At 42.0% G+C, this 16,616-nt stretch carries 16 protein-coding genes and 1 pseudogene; 5 read left to right on the top strand and 12 right to left on the bottom strand.

Annotation, left to right across the window (positions count from 1 at the left end):
• Positions 1–21: 21 nt before the first annotated feature.
• Positions 22–2,412, top strand: a complete 2,391-nt coding sequence (locus KSK55_RS15255) for a cache domain-containing protein (protein WP_218607548.1) — start codon at positions 22–24, stop codon at positions 2,410–2,412.
• Between the two features lie 72 nt (positions 2,413–2,484).
• Here KSK55_RS15255 and KSK55_RS15250 read toward each other — a convergent pair whose 3' ends face one another.
• Both KSK55_RS15250 and KSK55_RS15245 read right to left on the bottom strand, forming a co-directional pair.
• A complete protein-coding gene (locus KSK55_RS15250) occupies positions 2,485–2,859 on the bottom strand; it encodes a tetratricopeptide repeat protein (RefSeq protein WP_218607547.1) in 375 nt (124 codons plus the stop codon).
• A 169-nt stretch (positions 2,860–3,028) separates the two neighbouring features.
• The gene (locus KSK55_RS15245; protein WP_218607546.1) at positions 3,029–4,114 is read right to left on the bottom strand and encodes a hypothetical protein; all 1,086 of its coding nucleotides are present in this window, start codon (positions 4,112–4,114) and stop codon (positions 3,029–3,031) included.
• Positions 4,115–4,297: 183 nt separating this feature from the next.
• Here KSK55_RS15245 and KSK55_RS15240 point away from each other — a divergent pair, with 183 nt between their 5' ends.
• Positions 4,298–4,930 carry a TMEM175 family protein gene (locus tag KSK55_RS15240; RefSeq protein ID WP_218607545.1) on the top strand — a complete coding sequence of 211 codons (633 nt, stop codon included), beginning with the start codon at positions 4,298–4,300 and terminating at the stop codon, positions 4,928–4,930.
• A 170-nt stretch (positions 4,931–5,100) separates the two neighbouring features.
• Here the strand turns inward: KSK55_RS15240 and KSK55_RS15235 are convergent, their stop codons facing one another.
• From KSK55_RS15235 to KSK55_RS15225, 3 genes are all read right to left on the bottom strand, one after another.
• On the bottom strand, positions 5,101–5,658 hold the full coding sequence (locus KSK55_RS15235) for a hypothetical protein (RefSeq protein WP_218607544.1): 558 nt from the start codon (positions 5,656–5,658) through the stop codon (positions 5,101–5,103).
• A 165-nt stretch (positions 5,659–5,823) separates the two neighbouring features.
• The gene (locus KSK55_RS15230) at positions 5,824–6,696 is read right to left on the bottom strand and encodes an HD domain-containing protein (RefSeq protein ID WP_218607543.1); all 873 of its coding nucleotides are present in this window, start codon (positions 6,694–6,696) and stop codon (positions 5,824–5,826) included.
• Positions 6,697–6,780: 84 nt separating this feature from the next.
• Positions 6,781–6,933 carry a hypothetical protein gene (locus KSK55_RS15225; protein ID WP_218607542.1) on the bottom strand — a complete coding sequence of 51 codons (153 nt, stop codon included), beginning with the start codon at positions 6,931–6,933 and terminating at the stop codon, positions 6,781–6,783.
• A gap of 38 nt (positions 6,934–6,971) precedes the next feature.
• On the opposite strand from KSK55_RS15225, the gene KSK55_RS15220 reads away from it, so the two are divergent.
• Positions 6,972–7,334 (top strand): HNH endonuclease, encoded by a 363-nt coding sequence (locus KSK55_RS15220; RefSeq protein ID WP_218607541.1) that lies wholly within the window; start codon positions 6,972–6,974, stop codon positions 7,332–7,334.
• A 75-nt stretch (positions 7,335–7,409) separates the two neighbouring features.
• On the opposite strand, the gene KSK55_RS15215 is transcribed toward KSK55_RS15220, so the two are convergent.
• The 4 genes from KSK55_RS15215 to KSK55_RS15200 all read right to left on the bottom strand — a co-directional run bounded on the left by KSK55_RS15215 (position 7,410) and on the right by KSK55_RS15200 (position 11,720).
• Complete coding sequence (locus tag KSK55_RS15215) at positions 7,410–8,069, bottom strand: LytS/YhcK type 5TM receptor domain-containing protein (protein WP_218607540.1); 660 nt, start codon at positions 8,067–8,069, stop codon at positions 7,410–7,412.
• A gap of 316 nt (positions 8,070–8,385) precedes the next feature.
• The gene (locus KSK55_RS15210) at positions 8,386–9,225 is read right to left on the bottom strand and encodes a cyclase family protein (protein WP_218607539.1); all 840 of its coding nucleotides are present in this window, start codon (positions 9,223–9,225) and stop codon (positions 8,386–8,388) included.
• Positions 9,226–9,392: 167 nt separating this feature from the next.
• Positions 9,393–10,250, bottom strand: coding sequence for an alpha/beta fold hydrolase (locus KSK55_RS15205; protein ID WP_256664052.1), 858 nt, complete (start codon positions 10,248–10,250; stop codon positions 9,393–9,395).
• A gap of 216 nt (positions 10,251–10,466) precedes the next feature.
• A complete protein-coding gene (locus tag KSK55_RS15200; protein ID WP_218607538.1) occupies positions 10,467–11,720 on the bottom strand; it encodes an ABC transporter substrate-binding protein in 1,254 nt (417 codons plus the stop codon).
• Between the two features lie 311 nt (positions 11,721–12,031).
• Between KSK55_RS15200 and KSK55_RS15195 the strand changes: the two genes are divergently transcribed.
• Positions 12,032–12,727 carry a hypothetical protein gene (locus tag KSK55_RS15195; protein ID WP_218607537.1) on the top strand — a complete coding sequence of 232 codons (696 nt, stop codon included), beginning with the start codon at positions 12,032–12,034 and terminating at the stop codon, positions 12,725–12,727.
• 134 nt (positions 12,728–12,861) lie between these two features.
• Here the strand turns inward: KSK55_RS15195 and KSK55_RS15190 are convergent, their stop codons facing one another.
• Positions 12,862–13,887, bottom strand: coding sequence for a PAS domain-containing sensor histidine kinase (locus tag KSK55_RS15190; RefSeq protein ID WP_218607536.1), 1,026 nt, complete (start codon positions 13,885–13,887; stop codon positions 12,862–12,864).
• A gap of 88 nt (positions 13,888–13,975) precedes the next feature.
• On the opposite strand from KSK55_RS15190, the pseudogene KSK55_RS15185 reads away from it, so the two are divergent.
• Positions 13,976–14,961, top strand: a pseudogene (locus KSK55_RS15185) (IS701 family transposase).
• Between the two features lie 28 nt (positions 14,962–14,989).
• Here KSK55_RS15185 and KSK55_RS15180 read toward each other — a convergent pair.
• Positions 14,990–16,027, bottom strand: coding sequence for a LytS/YhcK type 5TM receptor domain-containing protein (locus tag KSK55_RS15180; protein ID WP_218607535.1), 1,038 nt, complete (start codon positions 16,025–16,027; stop codon positions 14,990–14,992).
• 96 nt (positions 16,028–16,123) lie between these two features.
• On the bottom strand, positions 16,124–16,504 hold the full coding sequence (locus tag KSK55_RS15175) for a cytochrome c family protein (RefSeq protein WP_218607534.1): 381 nt from the start codon (positions 16,502–16,504) through the stop codon (positions 16,124–16,126).
• Between the last annotated feature and the right edge of the window lie 112 nt (positions 16,505–16,616).

The following is a 16,616-nucleotide window of genomic DNA, read 5'->3' as shown; positions in this document are numbered from 1 at the left end:
AGTGAAAATTAATATTCTGGTATGCGTACGAGAAATGGACTGTTCTTCCTTTTCCTTTTCTTTAATTTAATTTCGCTCACCAGTATCGCTGCAGTTCCCGCACCTCCTGACCTTCTCATCCTGACTGAGGATTATGCCCCGTTTAACTATGTTGAAGATAATCAATTAAAGGGGATTTCAGTAGAGATTCTTGAATCAGCCTTCCATCATATGGATATGGATATCTCCCGGGATTCATTTCACCTCGGTCCCTGGGCAGAGGGATATGAAACCGCCCTGATCCGAAACAATACTCTTCTTTTTACTACTGCCCGTATACCTGAACGGGAGCATCTGTTTACATGGGCCGGACCTCTTTTTACTGATAAAAAAGTCTTGTTCGGAATAGCGGGTCATGAAACTCATCTCACCTCTTCAGACATCACATCGTACCGAATTGTTGCAATCAGGAACGACAGCGGTCTTCAACTTGCCATCGATGCCGGTACATCACCTGACCAGGTAATCGTTGCAGAAACCCCCGGACAGGCCATTGCCATGGTTGAGAATGGAACTGCCGATGTATGGAGTTATGGTGAGATGGCCGGAAGACGAATGATAAGTAAATATGCACAAAATCCCGGATTATTCGCTCCGTTCATGGAGATTGCAACCGTAGATGAATATCTTGCCTTTCATCCAGATACTGATCCAGCATTTGTGGCTACAGTCAATGAGACCATAAGGGAGATGAGGCAGAACCGGGCTATAGAAGGTGTATCTGAGTATGCTCAGATTCTCTACCGGTATCTCCCGGTTGAGTGTCATGAGGCTGATATCACCCCGCAGATGGTCACCGATCTAGTAAACCTGACCTGTGATGCAATCATCACAAACACATCTGACTCGATTACACGGATAAATTCGGGTGAAGGTCCATTTAAGGATCCAGTGAATCCGGGTTTGTACGTCTTTGTCTATAATTCAAAAGGAACGGTGGTTGCCCATGCCGATGATCCACTCCTTGTAGGGAAAAATTTCTCTAAAAAGGCTGATATTACCGGGAAACTGTATCATGATGAGATATTTGAAGGTGCCGGAACGTATGGGACCGGGTGGGTCCATTATGTTTATACTCATCCGGCAAGGAGTGGGATCTATCCGAAAAAGGCCTACTACCGGCTCGTAACCGGAATTGACGGGGATGATTACATTGTCGTCAGCGGTCGGTACATGTCCTGTGCCTATCTCTGGCAGTCACCCGGAGGAGAACAGGATCGGAGTATTGAGATAGAAGTGATGCCTGATGGAAAAATGGTCCTGTGTGGGACGACAAATACCACAATGCAGAAAGATATCCTCCTTCTCCGGTATCTTCCAGATGGGAAGAATGATCCTGCATTTGGGAAAAACGGGGTGGTGAGATGGGCTGGAGGTGCCGGAAAGGATGATTATGCATTTGGGGTAGTTTATGATAATGAGGGGAGAATCCTGGTTGCTGGAAGGGAACACAACGGTCATGATGCCGATGTCCTCGTTCTCCGGTATACATATGATGGAGAACTGGATACCACATTTGGAGAAAACGGCGTATTCAGATATGCAGGGCCGGGGAATGGAACAGACTCAGCACGTGGGATAGTAGTCCGACTGGATGGAAAGATCCTGATCACCGGTGAGATGAACTCGAGTGTTCATAAGGAGATGATTGCCATACAACTCTTACCTGATGGAAAGCCAGATACAACGTTTGGAGATGACGGGTTATTTGTCCTGAACATTACCGGGGAAGGAGACCGGTATGGATTTGGAATTGCCCTGGATGCTGAGGATAATGCAGTCATAACCGGGGGAGCGGTCCGTCCTGGTGATGGAAACAGTTCGATAGTCACCACCCGCCTCCGGAATGACGGTTCGGTAGATGAATCATTTGGCCTCAATGGGACCGTTTTTTATATGGGAGAAGCAGGTGGTCCTGATTACGGAAACTGGGTGAGTGTCACACAGGATGGGGAGATTCTGGTCACCGGAGCGGTAGCGGACGCAGACGGTTCATATGACATCATCCTTCTCAAATATACGAACCAGGGTGTTCCTGACCCGGCATTTGGAGATGAGGGGATCGTTCTCTATCATGGTCTGGGGTATGACTATGCCTGGGGGCAGGACATACAAAAGGACGGAAAGATAATCATCGCCGGGACGACAGAGGTGCATGGGAAGCGATATCCTGTTCTCCTTCGGTATGGTCCGGATGGCCGGCCTGATCCTTCCTTTGGGGAGCACGGGGTGATGACGTTTGAGGCATTCGGAACAGGATTGCTCTATGGAGTCCATCTGGATAATGAAGGGAATATCTATGCAAACGGCTATATTACCAAGGATGGGAAAGAGACCTCCTTATTTGTAAAGATTCATGGAGATGATACGTAGGTAATAATTACTTGAGACAGAAAAGGAAGTTGTGGATGGTTTTCTCCTTGGGTTTATTTGAGGGGTAATTCTCTAGCTTTTCGATTTTTCTTTGGCCTGCTGAAGAAAGACCGGGGCGAGATAATGCTCCGGGTCTATCTCTAATGCCCGGTTACATTCATTTATTGCCTCTTCATATCTCCCCATTTCAATCAGAGCTGAAGCAATATTGACAATGGTGTCTGCATTATCCGGAAAAGTGCGGAGGACATGATTATAGGCATCAATGGCTTTTTCATGCTGACCAAGTTCAAGGAGGGTATTTCCCTTTATAGTCCAGATTCTTGCATCTTCAGGACCCACCTCCAGTGCCTTGTCAAACGCTGCGATTGCCTGATCTAGTTTTCCCTGTTCTTTCAATGCATATCCTTTATTGTACCATGCATCAAGATCACCACGGTATGCCATAGGTACTGGTACCCCGGAGTTTGTATTAAGAATAGTGCTTTGATAGATGGATGGGATGATGGATTTAAACGAAGGAGATACCAAAGGATATTCTGACAGTTTTTATACAAAATACCCTTACCTGAAAAAAATGCTTTAAAAAATTCAGAGACATTTCCTGACACTTACCCTATTCAAGATCAAAAGGAGGTTGAGGTCCAAGGGATCCATCCATCTCTCTCCTCATCATCGCTTTTCTCTCGATGTCAGGATCCAAATTGAGCAATATGTCAAGAAGATGTTCATAATCTATGTCGTTTCCTGCCTCTGTGAAAAGATTCAAGAGAGTATACACCTGATACACATCTCCACCAGTCTCTCTGACTAGATTATACAGGAATGACTCATTCGGTTGAAAAGTGGTTGTAGGTATGGTGAGCAATCGTTCGCCGATGGTAAAGAATGTCTGGTATTTCCGCACCCCCTCAAGGTTCAGGATCAGTTCCTGATATACTTTCGGTTCATCAATGGTCACCATATCTCTGAGTTCAGTAATCCAGGACAGAGCTCCGGTTGAGATGGCAAGAGCAACCGTCATACCAGTAAATGCCTCATATGGGCCGGAATTCTGAATCATATCTATGATAGAATTATAGACAATGCCAACCTGATAATGGATCATTGAGACCAGGGCATATAATTCAATGTCCCGGTTTTCCCTGATATCAAACCGGTAGAGGAGGCGGACTCCCTCATTCCACTCACGTATATGCAGGTGGGAAAGGCAGTTATATGAGTCTGGATTACTGAATATTTCCTCATGAAAAACCTGGTTTTCAAGTTCTTTCTCTTTTAATAGTTCTTTCCATACTCGTGCTGTAGATACCTTATCGTCTAGACGACCAAAAGCTATAAATGCACATTCTTTTTCATGTTCATTGCATGGATGAGAAAAAAGTGAATAGAGGGATTTTTTCACTCCTTCTTTATCATTTAAACCAGCATAATGGGAAGCACGTCTGAGCATACGCATGCCTGATCCATATTCACCATCGATTTGATCTAAGAATGTGATGGCTTTTTCATGATCACGGAGAAGAGCAAGTAAACTCTCACAATCATACAATATATCAATACTTTCCGAATCTTCAGCCCATATCTTTTCATATTCTGAAAGAATGTCCTGAATGAGGGATTTTGATAACTGGTCTCCAATGAAATCAAAGCAATCTGTAAAATCCTCCACTAAATGCCGCTTAGATAAGATAGGGCTCATTCCTTAGTATATCGTCCTGGAAACAAAAGGAAGTTTCATCACGCATATTGTATCAGGAAAAAAATATAAAATGAACGAAACCAAAATCTCATGAGATAATTTGATTATTGATAAAAAGTGCCCTTACTGTAGCCATCATACGGGTAGTTGTAGGTATGCCTATCATATAAACCGGAGTGAGGTATGAAAAAAAGTGATTACTACGAAAGACGAGGATTAGATCGTATTATCGGGATTAGTGATGCGGTCTTTGCATTTTCTCTCACACTACTGGCAATTGACCTTGCAGTTCCTGACCTACAAAAACAGCAGGATGCACTTCTGGTCCAGGGTCTGGTTGATGAATACTCCCATTTCCTGTATTTTTTCCTTACCTTTATCATAACTGCTGCATACTGGTCAAATCATCACCGTATCTTCCGGTTTATTACCGGGTATGATGGCATTCTGATGCGGCTGAATACTTTTTTTCTGCTGTTTATCATTATGATGCCGTTTGTTACGAAACTCATCAATGAATATGGACATATCCAGCTGGCGGTAATTATTGCTGCACTGGGGTATGCTGCTCCAGGAATATTACTGGGTTTCATCTGGCATTATGCATCGCGGAGATATCTGCATATCAAAAAGGATCTGCCAGAAGATTTTGTCAGACTGACTACGTTTAAGAATTATATCAGCCCGGTCATCTTTCTGCTCTCAATACCAATCTCGTTTATGAAGCCGACATTTGCCCTGTATTTCTGGTTATTGTTGTTTCCTGCCCATATCATCACAGAGATTCTGTTTCCTGACATAATAGAAGAAGATTAATGTGTCATCCGGTTATCCAGCATGGGTACCCCTTCTCCCTTTTGATTGTTATTTGAGAGAGATTTCTTCATCTGTTGGGAACAGGGCCTTCATAAACGGTGTTCCTCTGCAATTACATCCTTAAATGGGTAGAACCGGTCAAAAAGTATGGCCGATAATTTCATGGTATTTTATTGGGTCTGACTTTTGGCTTTCGCATAAGCCGGGTATTTCATGGTGAAAACGATCCCGACGATAATGGATATCCACATGTACGCATCTCCAAAGATACCCAGCGTATCTGGATAAAAGAACTTGTATATACTCAGCAGTAATCCCAGCAGGAAGAGAATCCCCCAGAATGCTGTGAGGACTTTATTAATCTGAATGAAAACCGGGTTCTCCCAACGTTCGCGGGGAACATCCCGTTTAGCATACTGGATGGTAAAGGGAATACCAATTGCAAGGCTTCCGAATGCAATTCCCGTGAGAACTGTGTTTGATGCAATTCCAATATACGGGATGATACTATACCACTGAAGGACTATCAGGGCTACGGCCATTCCTACAAAGAAGGAGAATGTCACCCAGGGAACGATGAGTTTGTCCCGCATATCTCGGTATCCGACGATAACCGAAATAACCAAAGAGATAATAAGAGCAGTTTCAAGTTCAACCAGAGAATGCCCGGCAAATAATCCGAATAGTATCCATGGCAGAAATGAAATCAAAAATACGATTGGGTTCATTTTAAGACAGGTTTGTCATTATTCAATTAATATTTTTTGAACCCATAATCAGGCCCAAAAAAGTGTTCTGATGAATATCAAAAACACCTGAATCTCTGCAATAATTAGTGCAAAAATCTGGTATCCTGATCAGATCGGTGTTGATTATTTCCCATCCTGCCTTTTTTAATAGATATACTGGTCCTGGAGCGGAATATAGACATTTATCTGTTCTTTTAATAATCCTGCGTTGATCTTTGGTATCAGAGTTTCATGGACCTGGAACATCCCGGCAATCTGGGACATAACAATCTGGATCTCGACCGGACGATTCAACCCTCTGGTGATGCTCACATCATCTATAGCCAAAGTGGATATTGCATGCATGGAAGCGGTGGAGATATCGGTTGAATGATATGCCCGGCCTTTTGTCATATCACAGGCATCAGCGACACTAATGATACTCCCTTCGATAGTAAGAGGTTTTGGATCTCCATGATGTGAATGAATTGCAGATAGAATAAATGTTCTGATAAGCAGAGAGGTTTTCGGATCTGGATAAATAACTGGAAGGATATTGTCAAGGATTGGCTGAGCCAGCATCATGGAATGTGACAGATGGTCATCCCGGTGAATGGCATTCCCGATATCATGACATACGGCACTTACAAGAACAATAAGCGTCGCATCATCCAGATCACCCCCCTTTTTCATAATGTCAGGTTCAATCTCTGATGAGGAGAGAAGATCCAGAATGGTGAGGGCAGATACGGCAGTGACCTGTGCATGTATACTCCCATGATCATTCATCCTGAGCCGCCCGGTGGTCGTGAAAGCAGCCATGTCCCAAAGGACAGAAATAGGACTTACTTTTGTTAATAATTCCCATGCAAGGGAGGTCTTTTGATATGGGCGAATATGAGTTTCAATCCTGTTTCTAGCTGAGCATCTCACATCCGGCTCAATATTGTCTTCCTTAGATCGTGGGGGGAAAGTGGAAGATGCATTTTTTTCATGGGTTTGTACTTCTTCCAGGTATGGAAGGGCGGTTGGGTTCATAGCATGTTTTCATAGTATTTAGTAAAGATAGTGTTTTTCTCATGAGAATATATTCGTTACAATAAAATCATAGTTCAATATATTTTATTGAAGATAATAGATTAAATCGTTAATAATATATGTTTGCAGGTTGATGTATTGTCTGGATGAATCAATCCGGTGAGACAATCCAAAAGCACACAGGGCTTTGTCGCTGGTGTGAGATGCCTCTTGATTCCGACCAATCCTTTGATTCATGCTGTTCTCCCCGATGTAGGGATCTTTTTTATTCATGGGTGGAGCAAGAACATGCATCCATCAGAGGAAGACGACCGCAGTATTGGAATGTTATCCGTCGGCAGATACTGCAGAGAGATGGATACCGATGCCAGATCTGTGGAGAACAAAAAGATCTGTCGGTCCATCACATCATCCCACTCTCCATGGGAGGAGACTCAACTACCGGAAACCTTCGTGTTCTCTGCCATACCTGCCATCAACAGGTACATGGAAAAAGAGTAGTCCGGGACCGTACGAAAAAGAGATTTCGTATCAGAATTCGGTATAAACCCATGTTTGTTCCTGCTGTGCTGGCTTGTGAATGGCTCTGGAATGATCACCGGTTTTATAGGTATGAGATAGCTGATGAGCAGGTATGACCTGATCATCGTCAATATAAAACCATACTAATTTTTATGTTCGCCCTCCCTCTGACGGAATGGTGCCTCTGGGATTCATGACTCTATTTCTTTATTTTCCTGCACTTCTGGGTGTAAAAAGGACTCAAGTTCAATTTTACTATTCACAATAATGATACTGATTGCCAGACCAAGTGCATTTGCAATAACCATGCTTGGCGTTACCCTGAAGAATAATTCTATTCCTTCACTCAATGGCTGCACCATTATCATTCCAATGAATCCATGAAATATTTCAAATGCTGCAGCAAATGCCATAGCAGGGATGATTCCCGGTAATTTCCCTTTATTCAGGTGATACAATATGCCTGCAAAGAGCCCTGCCAGAACTGTTGCAATCAGACAGGTAACTGCGGTCTCTCCTCCTAGAGAGAAGCGGTGAACTCCTCCGATTAATCCTACTATGAATCCCACATATGGGCCACCCACAAGCCCGCTGATCATTGGTGACAGATCCCTGATGTTACTTATAACTCCATCCTCCACAGGGATACCGATATAAGTGCCAAAAATAGAGAATAAACCAAAGATTATCACAAAACCGATATAGTCACGGTTTGTTGCCCTTTTAAAGATTACTTGTTCTACAACGTGAATTTTTGTAACAATCTCCATGAAAACATAAATATACACTTCACATGCTGCAAAAAGGGTGAGATAATCTCCAAAAAAACCATGGGGCTGTGATGATGTCATAATAACGATATTCAGATGATGTAGGTGTGATGATATTAAGATATTCTTTTCTTTAATTCTAAAAATTCTCTCTGATATGTCTTTTATGACTGGATGGATATCCAACTCCCCTCAACGCAGGAGAGAAGCGAAGTGATGATTATCTCTGTATGATGTATAAACGCAAGATTTTATTAACCCGGGATTTGAGATGGAGATCTACTGAAAATATACAAAAGAATATGGATAGATGTACTTCTTTTTAAGAAGGTCGTTATAGGAAAAGGGGAGGTAGTTACTGATTTAAAAAATTAACTCATTGTTTCATTTTTCTTTTTTACGGGCATATAGCAAAAACTCTGGCTGGGAATCCAGATCCATCGAGAGGTTTTGGGAATGCAACAACGATCAGAGCTCCAACTTCAGAAACCTGATCCAAATTTGTCAATAATTCAACCTGATATTTATTCTGGGAAAGAATGTAGGTCTCCAGTGGATATTTGTCCTGGCTTACAACAATACCTGGGTCAGTATCGGTTGTTTCATGTCCGGATGCAGTAATATTTCGCTGTTCATACAGGTAGGTGAGTACCTCCTGGCTCCATCCCGGATAGTGGGCAACCCCGAAGGAATCGGTATTCTGCATTTCATCTTGGTCAGGCCAGTGTTTTGACCAGTCGGTCCGAAGAGCGACAAAAGAGCCTTCAGGTATCTGACCGTTTTTCTCTTCCCAGTCCTTTACATCATCAATTGTGACAACATAATCCGGGTTTTGATACACCTTTTCGTGAATATCTATCACTACCAGGGGGAGAATCATCTCCCGTGGACTTATCTGATCAAGGGTTCGGAGTCCTTTTATGAAATGTGCCGGAGGGTCAACATGAGTTCCCCATTGCCCGACATGGCAATAATACTGCATATAAAAACCTGAACCGAGTGTTCCATTCCCTGGTTCGTACGAGTAGAGGGTTTCTACTGTCTCATCTGGATCCCCTTTCCAGTGTGGGATACCTGGTTCAAAAGTATGGGTGAGATCCACAAAACGGTAATCCTGCATTTGTTGCCAGATCTGAGTGAGATTTCCTGATCCCGGATCTACTGCCAGAACCGGGAGAGAAATCAAGAAAAATGAACATAAACAGACAAGGAATATTCCATATTTCCATATAGACATACAGTACTGTCAATTTAAAACCAAATAAGGAATTGTAAAAGGCGAGTATTTCTCCATATACTCCATAATTAGGGATTTTTTCTCTGAATACCCGAGAAAAATGGTTCGGTGAGTTGATCCGGTTACCATAATTCCAAAAAAAGAACGTATTACCGGGAATTTAGTATTCACATGGGCGATTCATTCATTGCAAGGAAATTTAAGGCATTCTGTCCGTACTGGATCGGGGCTTTGTGGTATCCAGTATGAGGAAGTCCTTTGAATCGCACAAGCCATGATCCATTGATTCTCCCTGCAATCTGAAGAGAAACCTCATCAGGAGTAAGAACATCGTCAGTCCCGACGACAAGCATTACATCATTATCAATCCCTGAAAGACCCTCAAAGGATCCATTCCACTTTAGGTTTGCTTGAGCTTCATTTCGAAGCCCTTGTGGTTCTGATGAGTTACTTGCTACAGTCTCGATAACATTATGTAAGGCTTTCGTTTCCGGAATTAAGACACTATAGGTATTTGAATCAAGGATTAATTTCCATACCCGGTCAGGATGATCTATGACCAGTTGTTGGGATATCGAGGAGCCCATTGAAGCGCCATACACATGCATACGCTCATGCCCAAGAGCAGACATCAGGGCTGCAGCATCATCTGCATATTGTGTCATTGAGGGAGCGATATCGCCATCACTACTATATCCCATTCCCCGGTGATCATAGGTATACACATGGTATTTGGAGGAAAGGATGCCAATGAAACTCTCCCCCCAGTTATCCATGGTGGCACCGAACCCCTCAATCATCAGGAGCGGCTCTCCGGAACCAAACTCCCGGTACCCGAGGGTTACTCCGTTTACCTCTGCATATTGAACCGGGGTGTCGTTAAATGAGATCGTGGGGACCGTGGGAATGAATGGTTCCATCGCACCATAATATTGATCAGTGTCGGGAGTGTCGGCTGCTCCTAAAAGGGTTATGAAGCAAATAGTAATCGAAATTGTCAATATAATCTTTAGAGAGTTGTTCATGGAATTCCTCCTTGTAGGATAATATGAGCATACGGTTCATTAGGTAATTAATTATCCCATAATTATTCTATTTAGGTCAGTACTAGCCATGGATTTCATATGAACAATCTCCCGCATATCTGTGGGTATTACTGGTGGTAGTATCAACATCGGCGAGGGTGAGTACCAGGATCTTTTCTAATCCCTGGATCTGATTCTCAAGAAAAGAAAGGATGGTTATTCTTCATTCAAATGATCTTCTTTCATGGTGATGACCGGTGATGATTCGCCTTCCCATTTGTTTGCTTCACCGACAAACTCCCAGGTACCCTTTCCAGATGAATCGGTTGTTACAGTCCAGAATGCATAATGGATCTCAGATCGGTCACCAGTTTCAATAAGAGATGTTTCACCAGTAGGGCCTGAATACATATCTGCAACTGCAGTTACTGCTGTCTTTAATGCACGTGCATCATCAGATCCCTTGAGTTCGATTGCATGTACTGCGATTTTCGCCATATCATAGGTACCATATGCATATCCGTCAGGGTCATACCCAATTTTCGTGATAAATTCACCCGTAACCGGCGTTTCCTGGGCCATAATGAAACGGGAATATGTTGTTCCGGTAAATTTTTGATCTTCTGCAAATTTCGATGCAACTCGTGAGTTCGTGATGTCAGGAATCAGGGTGTTTCCATCGGTTCCAAACCATCGGACACGTGAGATGTTTGGATACTTTGCATCAGATGCCTCCTCCATGATCGGTGCTATCTCACCAAACGTAAGTGCCAGCACCCCTACATTCTCTGCTTTTTCTTCTGCCAGAACGGCTCCGACCTGAGTATCAAGCCTGGATACAACATCTTCATAGGAACTTACTTCAGGATCGTATCGTTCGATATCATCCAGGGTCATATCTGTTTCCATTTTTTCATGAATTAACAAGCTCAGTTCATTGCCCCAGATGTCATCCCGTACCAGGGGAACAATATCATGAATGCCCTCATTTTTCAGAAGCATTACTATTGTATCAGCCATGTTTGAGTCGTCAGGATTGAATCGGAGTATGTTATCATCAACAGAGAGTGAAGTTGCTGTGCTCCCTGTTGACAAGATGAGCATGTCATGTGAATCAGCAAATGGTTTGATTTCTGTCAGTTCGCTACTGGCAAAATACCCCAGGACCATGTGAATTCCCAGAGAATTCAATTGTTCTATGGCGGCGAGGGCTGAACCTGGTTCTAATGTGTAATCGGTGGTATTAACAACGACTCTTTTCTTAGATCCGGTCTTTTCATACAAGGCATTCATATCCTCTGATGCAATTTCCAGAGCCGCTTTCGTTGCCTCCCCCTTTGATAACATATCTTCTCCAGTAGGAATTAAGGCATAAAGAGAGATCTCTTCTTCATTAGCCGTACTATCTGCAGCACCGAATCCGGAGAGGGAAATTGTGCAGATGACCATAAGGAGAAATATTCGATTCAATATATACAATGGCGACAGGTTTTCCATAAATTTTCTTTGGATTGAAGATATTTAAGTGAATATTATTTATATCTCTGTCATCTGAAGGCATGATTCCGAAAATTACATGTTTTTAAGTCGTGAATTCTCTCATTGGGGGTAGAATATTGCAGAAGAGATCTCTACCTGGATATGATAAATCTCAAAAAGGAGATGCAAATAAGAACACATGAGTCAGGGTAATTTTATCACATATTTTTTTACTCTCACAGTATTCCGACATCTTTATCTCCCCACATGATAACCTTTCGCATGCTAACAAGTGATTGTTTATGAAGATTATTAGCAAAATTGGCTTATTTTTGGTATTATCAATTCTGATTACAGGGATTGTATCCGCAGAGAACGCAACCGATATAAAAACAGCATCAGAATATGCATGGAACGGTACCTGGTCATCTCCACAATACACTCTTTATATATCACAGGATGAATCTGGAATTTCTGGTGCCTATGTTCCCATGGATCTTCTTGAATATGATTCTGGCTATCTTGAAGGAACCCTCTCTTCCGATGGAAAAACCTATTCAGGAATTTGGATAGAAAGTGGAAAAAGTACAAATACCTTTTCAAACGACCGAATGTCATTTACCATCAACGGAAGTACCGATCCCCAGGGTCCGATGACCGAACCAGCACAGTATACCAGCAATGCGACACGGATAGGCGAAATTGTAGATACAGCAAATCCCTGGACTGGAAATTATGTTTCCGAGTGGAAATCGTATAATCTCACCCAGGATGGATTCGTACTCACAGGAACAAACGAGCCACTTCCCGATAATAATGATAATCCAGGAGTAATGAACGGAACCGTATCAGAGGATGGGATGACATCTAACGGAACATGGATCGAGAAAGGTGGATTTACCTTTGTAATGGCTGATGATGGCAATTCAATGAATGTAAACATCACCAAGAGCCTTGAACCTGATGCGATTGCTGAAGAAATGACCTTCACCAGGTAATTTTTTTTAGATATTTTCAGAATATCTCATTTCGCCGTGTAATTTCTTTACAGCTATTTTTATGAAATGGTTCCAGATAACATTTAAACCAAAGGATTTGAACCATTTCTTATTGTGTTCCGTCCCGGATCCTCTTAATCCTCTTTCCTGAATCCCGTTTTAGGTACTATGATCTCAAAAACTGCTCCTTCTCCCGGAGTCCCGATTTCCCGGATAGTAATTCCAGTTATTTCAAGAATCTCTTTTGAAAGGAACAATCCCCACCCGGTATTTTTACCATATCCCCGTTCAAAGATGTACTCTTTTTCGCCAGAGGGTATTCCTACCCCATCATCGTTCACCGTGATGTGAAGTTCCTTATCAGTTATTGCATACAATACCCGGATATGACTGACTTTCTCTCCATGTCGGATTGCATTTTCAAAAAGATTGTAAAAAACTTTTGAAAGGAGAGCATCTGCAAAGATCTCAATCGAAGATTCTGGAATATCAATCACAAACGGCCCGGAATCAAGTTCCCTGACCGCTGAATGAAAAACGTCGGATAGGTTCTGCCATACCGGAGCCTTGATTCCGAGCTCCTGGTATTCACGGGTCATTGCTAACTGACGCTGAATAGATTCATTCGTGTCCTTAACTCTTGTAAGAATCTCTGTTCCCTCTGGATCATGTACATATTCGGTGATGAGATACCACAGTCCTGAAAGAATTGATAATTTATTGAGCAGATCGTGCCTGGTTATACTGGATAAGAGATTTAATTTTTTAAGGGTGAGTTGCAATGCAGATTCAAGTTTTTTAGTTTCACTGATATCCTGAAATGTTTCAACTGCTCCAATGATCCGCCCATTGATATCCCGGACCGGTGCAGCAGTAAAATAAAACCACCCTCCAGGTGATTCTGCATCTGGCATAAATTCTATTCCTTCATACGATCCACTCACATATGGTGCCTTTATCACTCTATCGCTATACCACTGGGATATATTCTTAACATCCTCATCTACCAGAAAATCAGCAAGCATCGGACGCTCTTTCCGATAAAAGGGGTTCCAATGATTTGTCGTTCCGATTATGGTGCTTGCAGAAATACCTGAAAATGTCTCAATGGCCTTATTCCAATATAATACCCGATGATTTTTATCAATCACAAACTGCATCAGGGGTGAACTTTGTAATATGTAGGAGTTACGCAGTTAACTTTTATCATAGAAAGATCTATATATATTAACAACACCAATAATATACGTGCCTGTAACCAAACAGCCAACGGATGTTGATTACATCAATTATCTCATCGCTGCTCGCTGTGATGTTTCTTGTGTAAAAGTAGCCGATTGTTATTCAACCTCTGAATCTTCGATATCGCACGACACTTTTAACCGATTTCTAACAAGACAGTCTCTAACACCTGAGACGTTGTGGGGAGAGGTAGAACCATTTGTTGAACGAAAAAGCGGCTGGTTGGTTCTTGATGACACTGTTCTCGATAAAAATCATTCTAAAAAGATTGAAGCAACTTACTATCAATGGAGCGGGAAGCACCATAAGGTCGTTAAAGGAATTGGATTAATTACCCTGATTTGGACAGATGGAATCGTTTCATTCCCCATTGACTATCGAATTTATGATAAAGATGTTGATGATAAGACAAAAAATGATCATCTACAGGAAATGGCTAAAACGGCGTATATGAGGGGATTTAAACCTTCATTTATCATGTTTGATAGTTGGTATTCTGGGAATGAGAATCTAAAGTTCATTAACCGACTTGGGTGGAATTATTTCACACGAGTTAAAAAAATCGAATGGTGAATCCTGACGCCCTAGGTAATGTCCAAGTATCAGAATTGGCGATTCCAGAAGATGGATTAGAAGTTCATTTGAAAAAATATGGATTTATTCGCCTTTTTCACTCTGTGAATCGTAAAGGTGCAAGTAGGTATTGGATCACAAATTATATTCCGTTGAATAATGAAGATAGGCTTGTTTTACAGTCAATTTGTTGGACAATTGAGAACTATCACAGGGCAATTAAAGAACTGTGTGGAGTTGAAAATTGTCAGGCTAGGAAAGCAATTATTCAACGAAATCATATTAACTGCTCACTTCGAGCATATCTAAGACTCGAAGTCAACAATTTTTTGAATGGTGTTACTCCTTACAATGCTCAATGGCAAATCACAAAAGTTGCAATTTCAGAGTATATTCAGAGGCCAAAATATGCGCTATAATTTTTTTGGAGGGCAATCTGCGTAACTCCTATATGGATGATAATCGGGCTTCACTTTCTTTGATAGTTTCCTCCATCTTTTTCCGCATAGAAATATCACGGATAATCCCGACAATATATTCCTGACCATTCGAATCCACATACAGCGTATTTTTAGAAATAACGGTAAAATTCTGACCATTAAGGCCGGTAACAATCATTTCGGTCTCTAGAGAACTTCCGGTATGAAATACCCGTTCACTCTGATCGCGGATGACCTCATACTCTTCAGCGGGAAGGAATTCTGCAACCGGTCTTCCAATAAGGCTATCCCGGGTTTTCCCAAAAAACTGACAGAACCGGTCATTCACTAATCTCCAGGTATACTGTTTATCGATGAGAAAAACAGGATCTGCTAATGTATTGATTATTGATTCAAGATTTTTTCTATCAGCGTTTTGTCTTTCCAGCTGTTTATATTCCTGATCTCGTTTCCTCTCCGCCATCTGTGCATGGATAAAATAAGAAAAGATAAACACACCGACGGTAGAACCAACAATCATCGGAATTGCGATATTCCGGGTAATTGTCCAGAGTTGTTCAGGAGGGGTTACGATAGTCAGGGTATAAATGGAAATGAGGGTATCACATAACGCCATATAGAGTGTTGCCATCCAGGTTGGCACAAATTCCCGGTTATTTGCAAGATACAATACTCCCCCGAGGATCCCACAGAGTATCGGGGCAGAAAGACCGGTATACATATACGGTCCTCCCTGCAAAAACCGGTACACTCCTCCAATTATTCCTGCTCCAAGTCCAATCACCGGACCACAGGTCAGACCGGCCATCATCGGGCCGATATCACGGACGTTTCCAATCGATCCAAAGAGGCCGATTCCCGTGACGGTTCCAATTATGGAAAGAAGCCCATAAAAGACCATAAAGAGAATCTGTGTGATAATCCTGGGCCGGTGTTCAAGGATCTCAGTAAAATAATTACTTCGGATAATAAATATTGCAAAAACAGCAATTACACATATAATTTCAAAAAGGATGAAAGAATTATGGAGGAGGATCTCTTCCATATTCTATCCATTTTAACTTTTAGGTATATCAATTATTGTCTTTATTAGTGTAAGAAATTTTGAATCATGTCGGTGATACATTCAATTCAAGGAAATTCAGTGCATTTTGTCCACACTGGAAGGAGATTTATCGTATCCGGTATATGGCAGACCTTTGAACCGAACAATCCAGGATCCATTTATATGCCCTGCAATCTGAAAAGATATTTCCTGTGGGGTTAGAATATCCTCTGTCCCGAAAACAGGCATTACATCACAAGTTGTACTAACCGGAATAAACGAACCTCTTGCCGATATTGATGATAATTCCGGAGTTATGAACGGGACGATATCAGAAGATGGAATGTCGTATACCGGAACCTGGATAGAAAAAGGTGGGTATACATTTGTCATGGCTGAAGATGGCTTGTCGATAAATGCAACCATCTCAAAAAGCCTTGAGTCCGATGCTGTAGTAGAGCAAATGACCTTTTCCAAGTAATCTTTTTTCCCGGGTAATTCAGAAGGATTTGATTCACCCTGGTATTATTAGGTATTTTTATCACCCAAAGGAGCTTTTAGCAATACACAGTGTCCTCATCGGGTGTTT

Source organism: Methanospirillum hungatei, from assembly GCF_019263745.1.
Lineage (GTDB): Archaea > Halobacteriota > Methanomicrobia > Methanomicrobiales > Methanospirillaceae > Methanospirillum > Methanospirillum purgamenti.
Note: the sequence above shows the minus strand (reverse complement) of the source record. Positions and strands in the feature narration are given on the sequence as shown.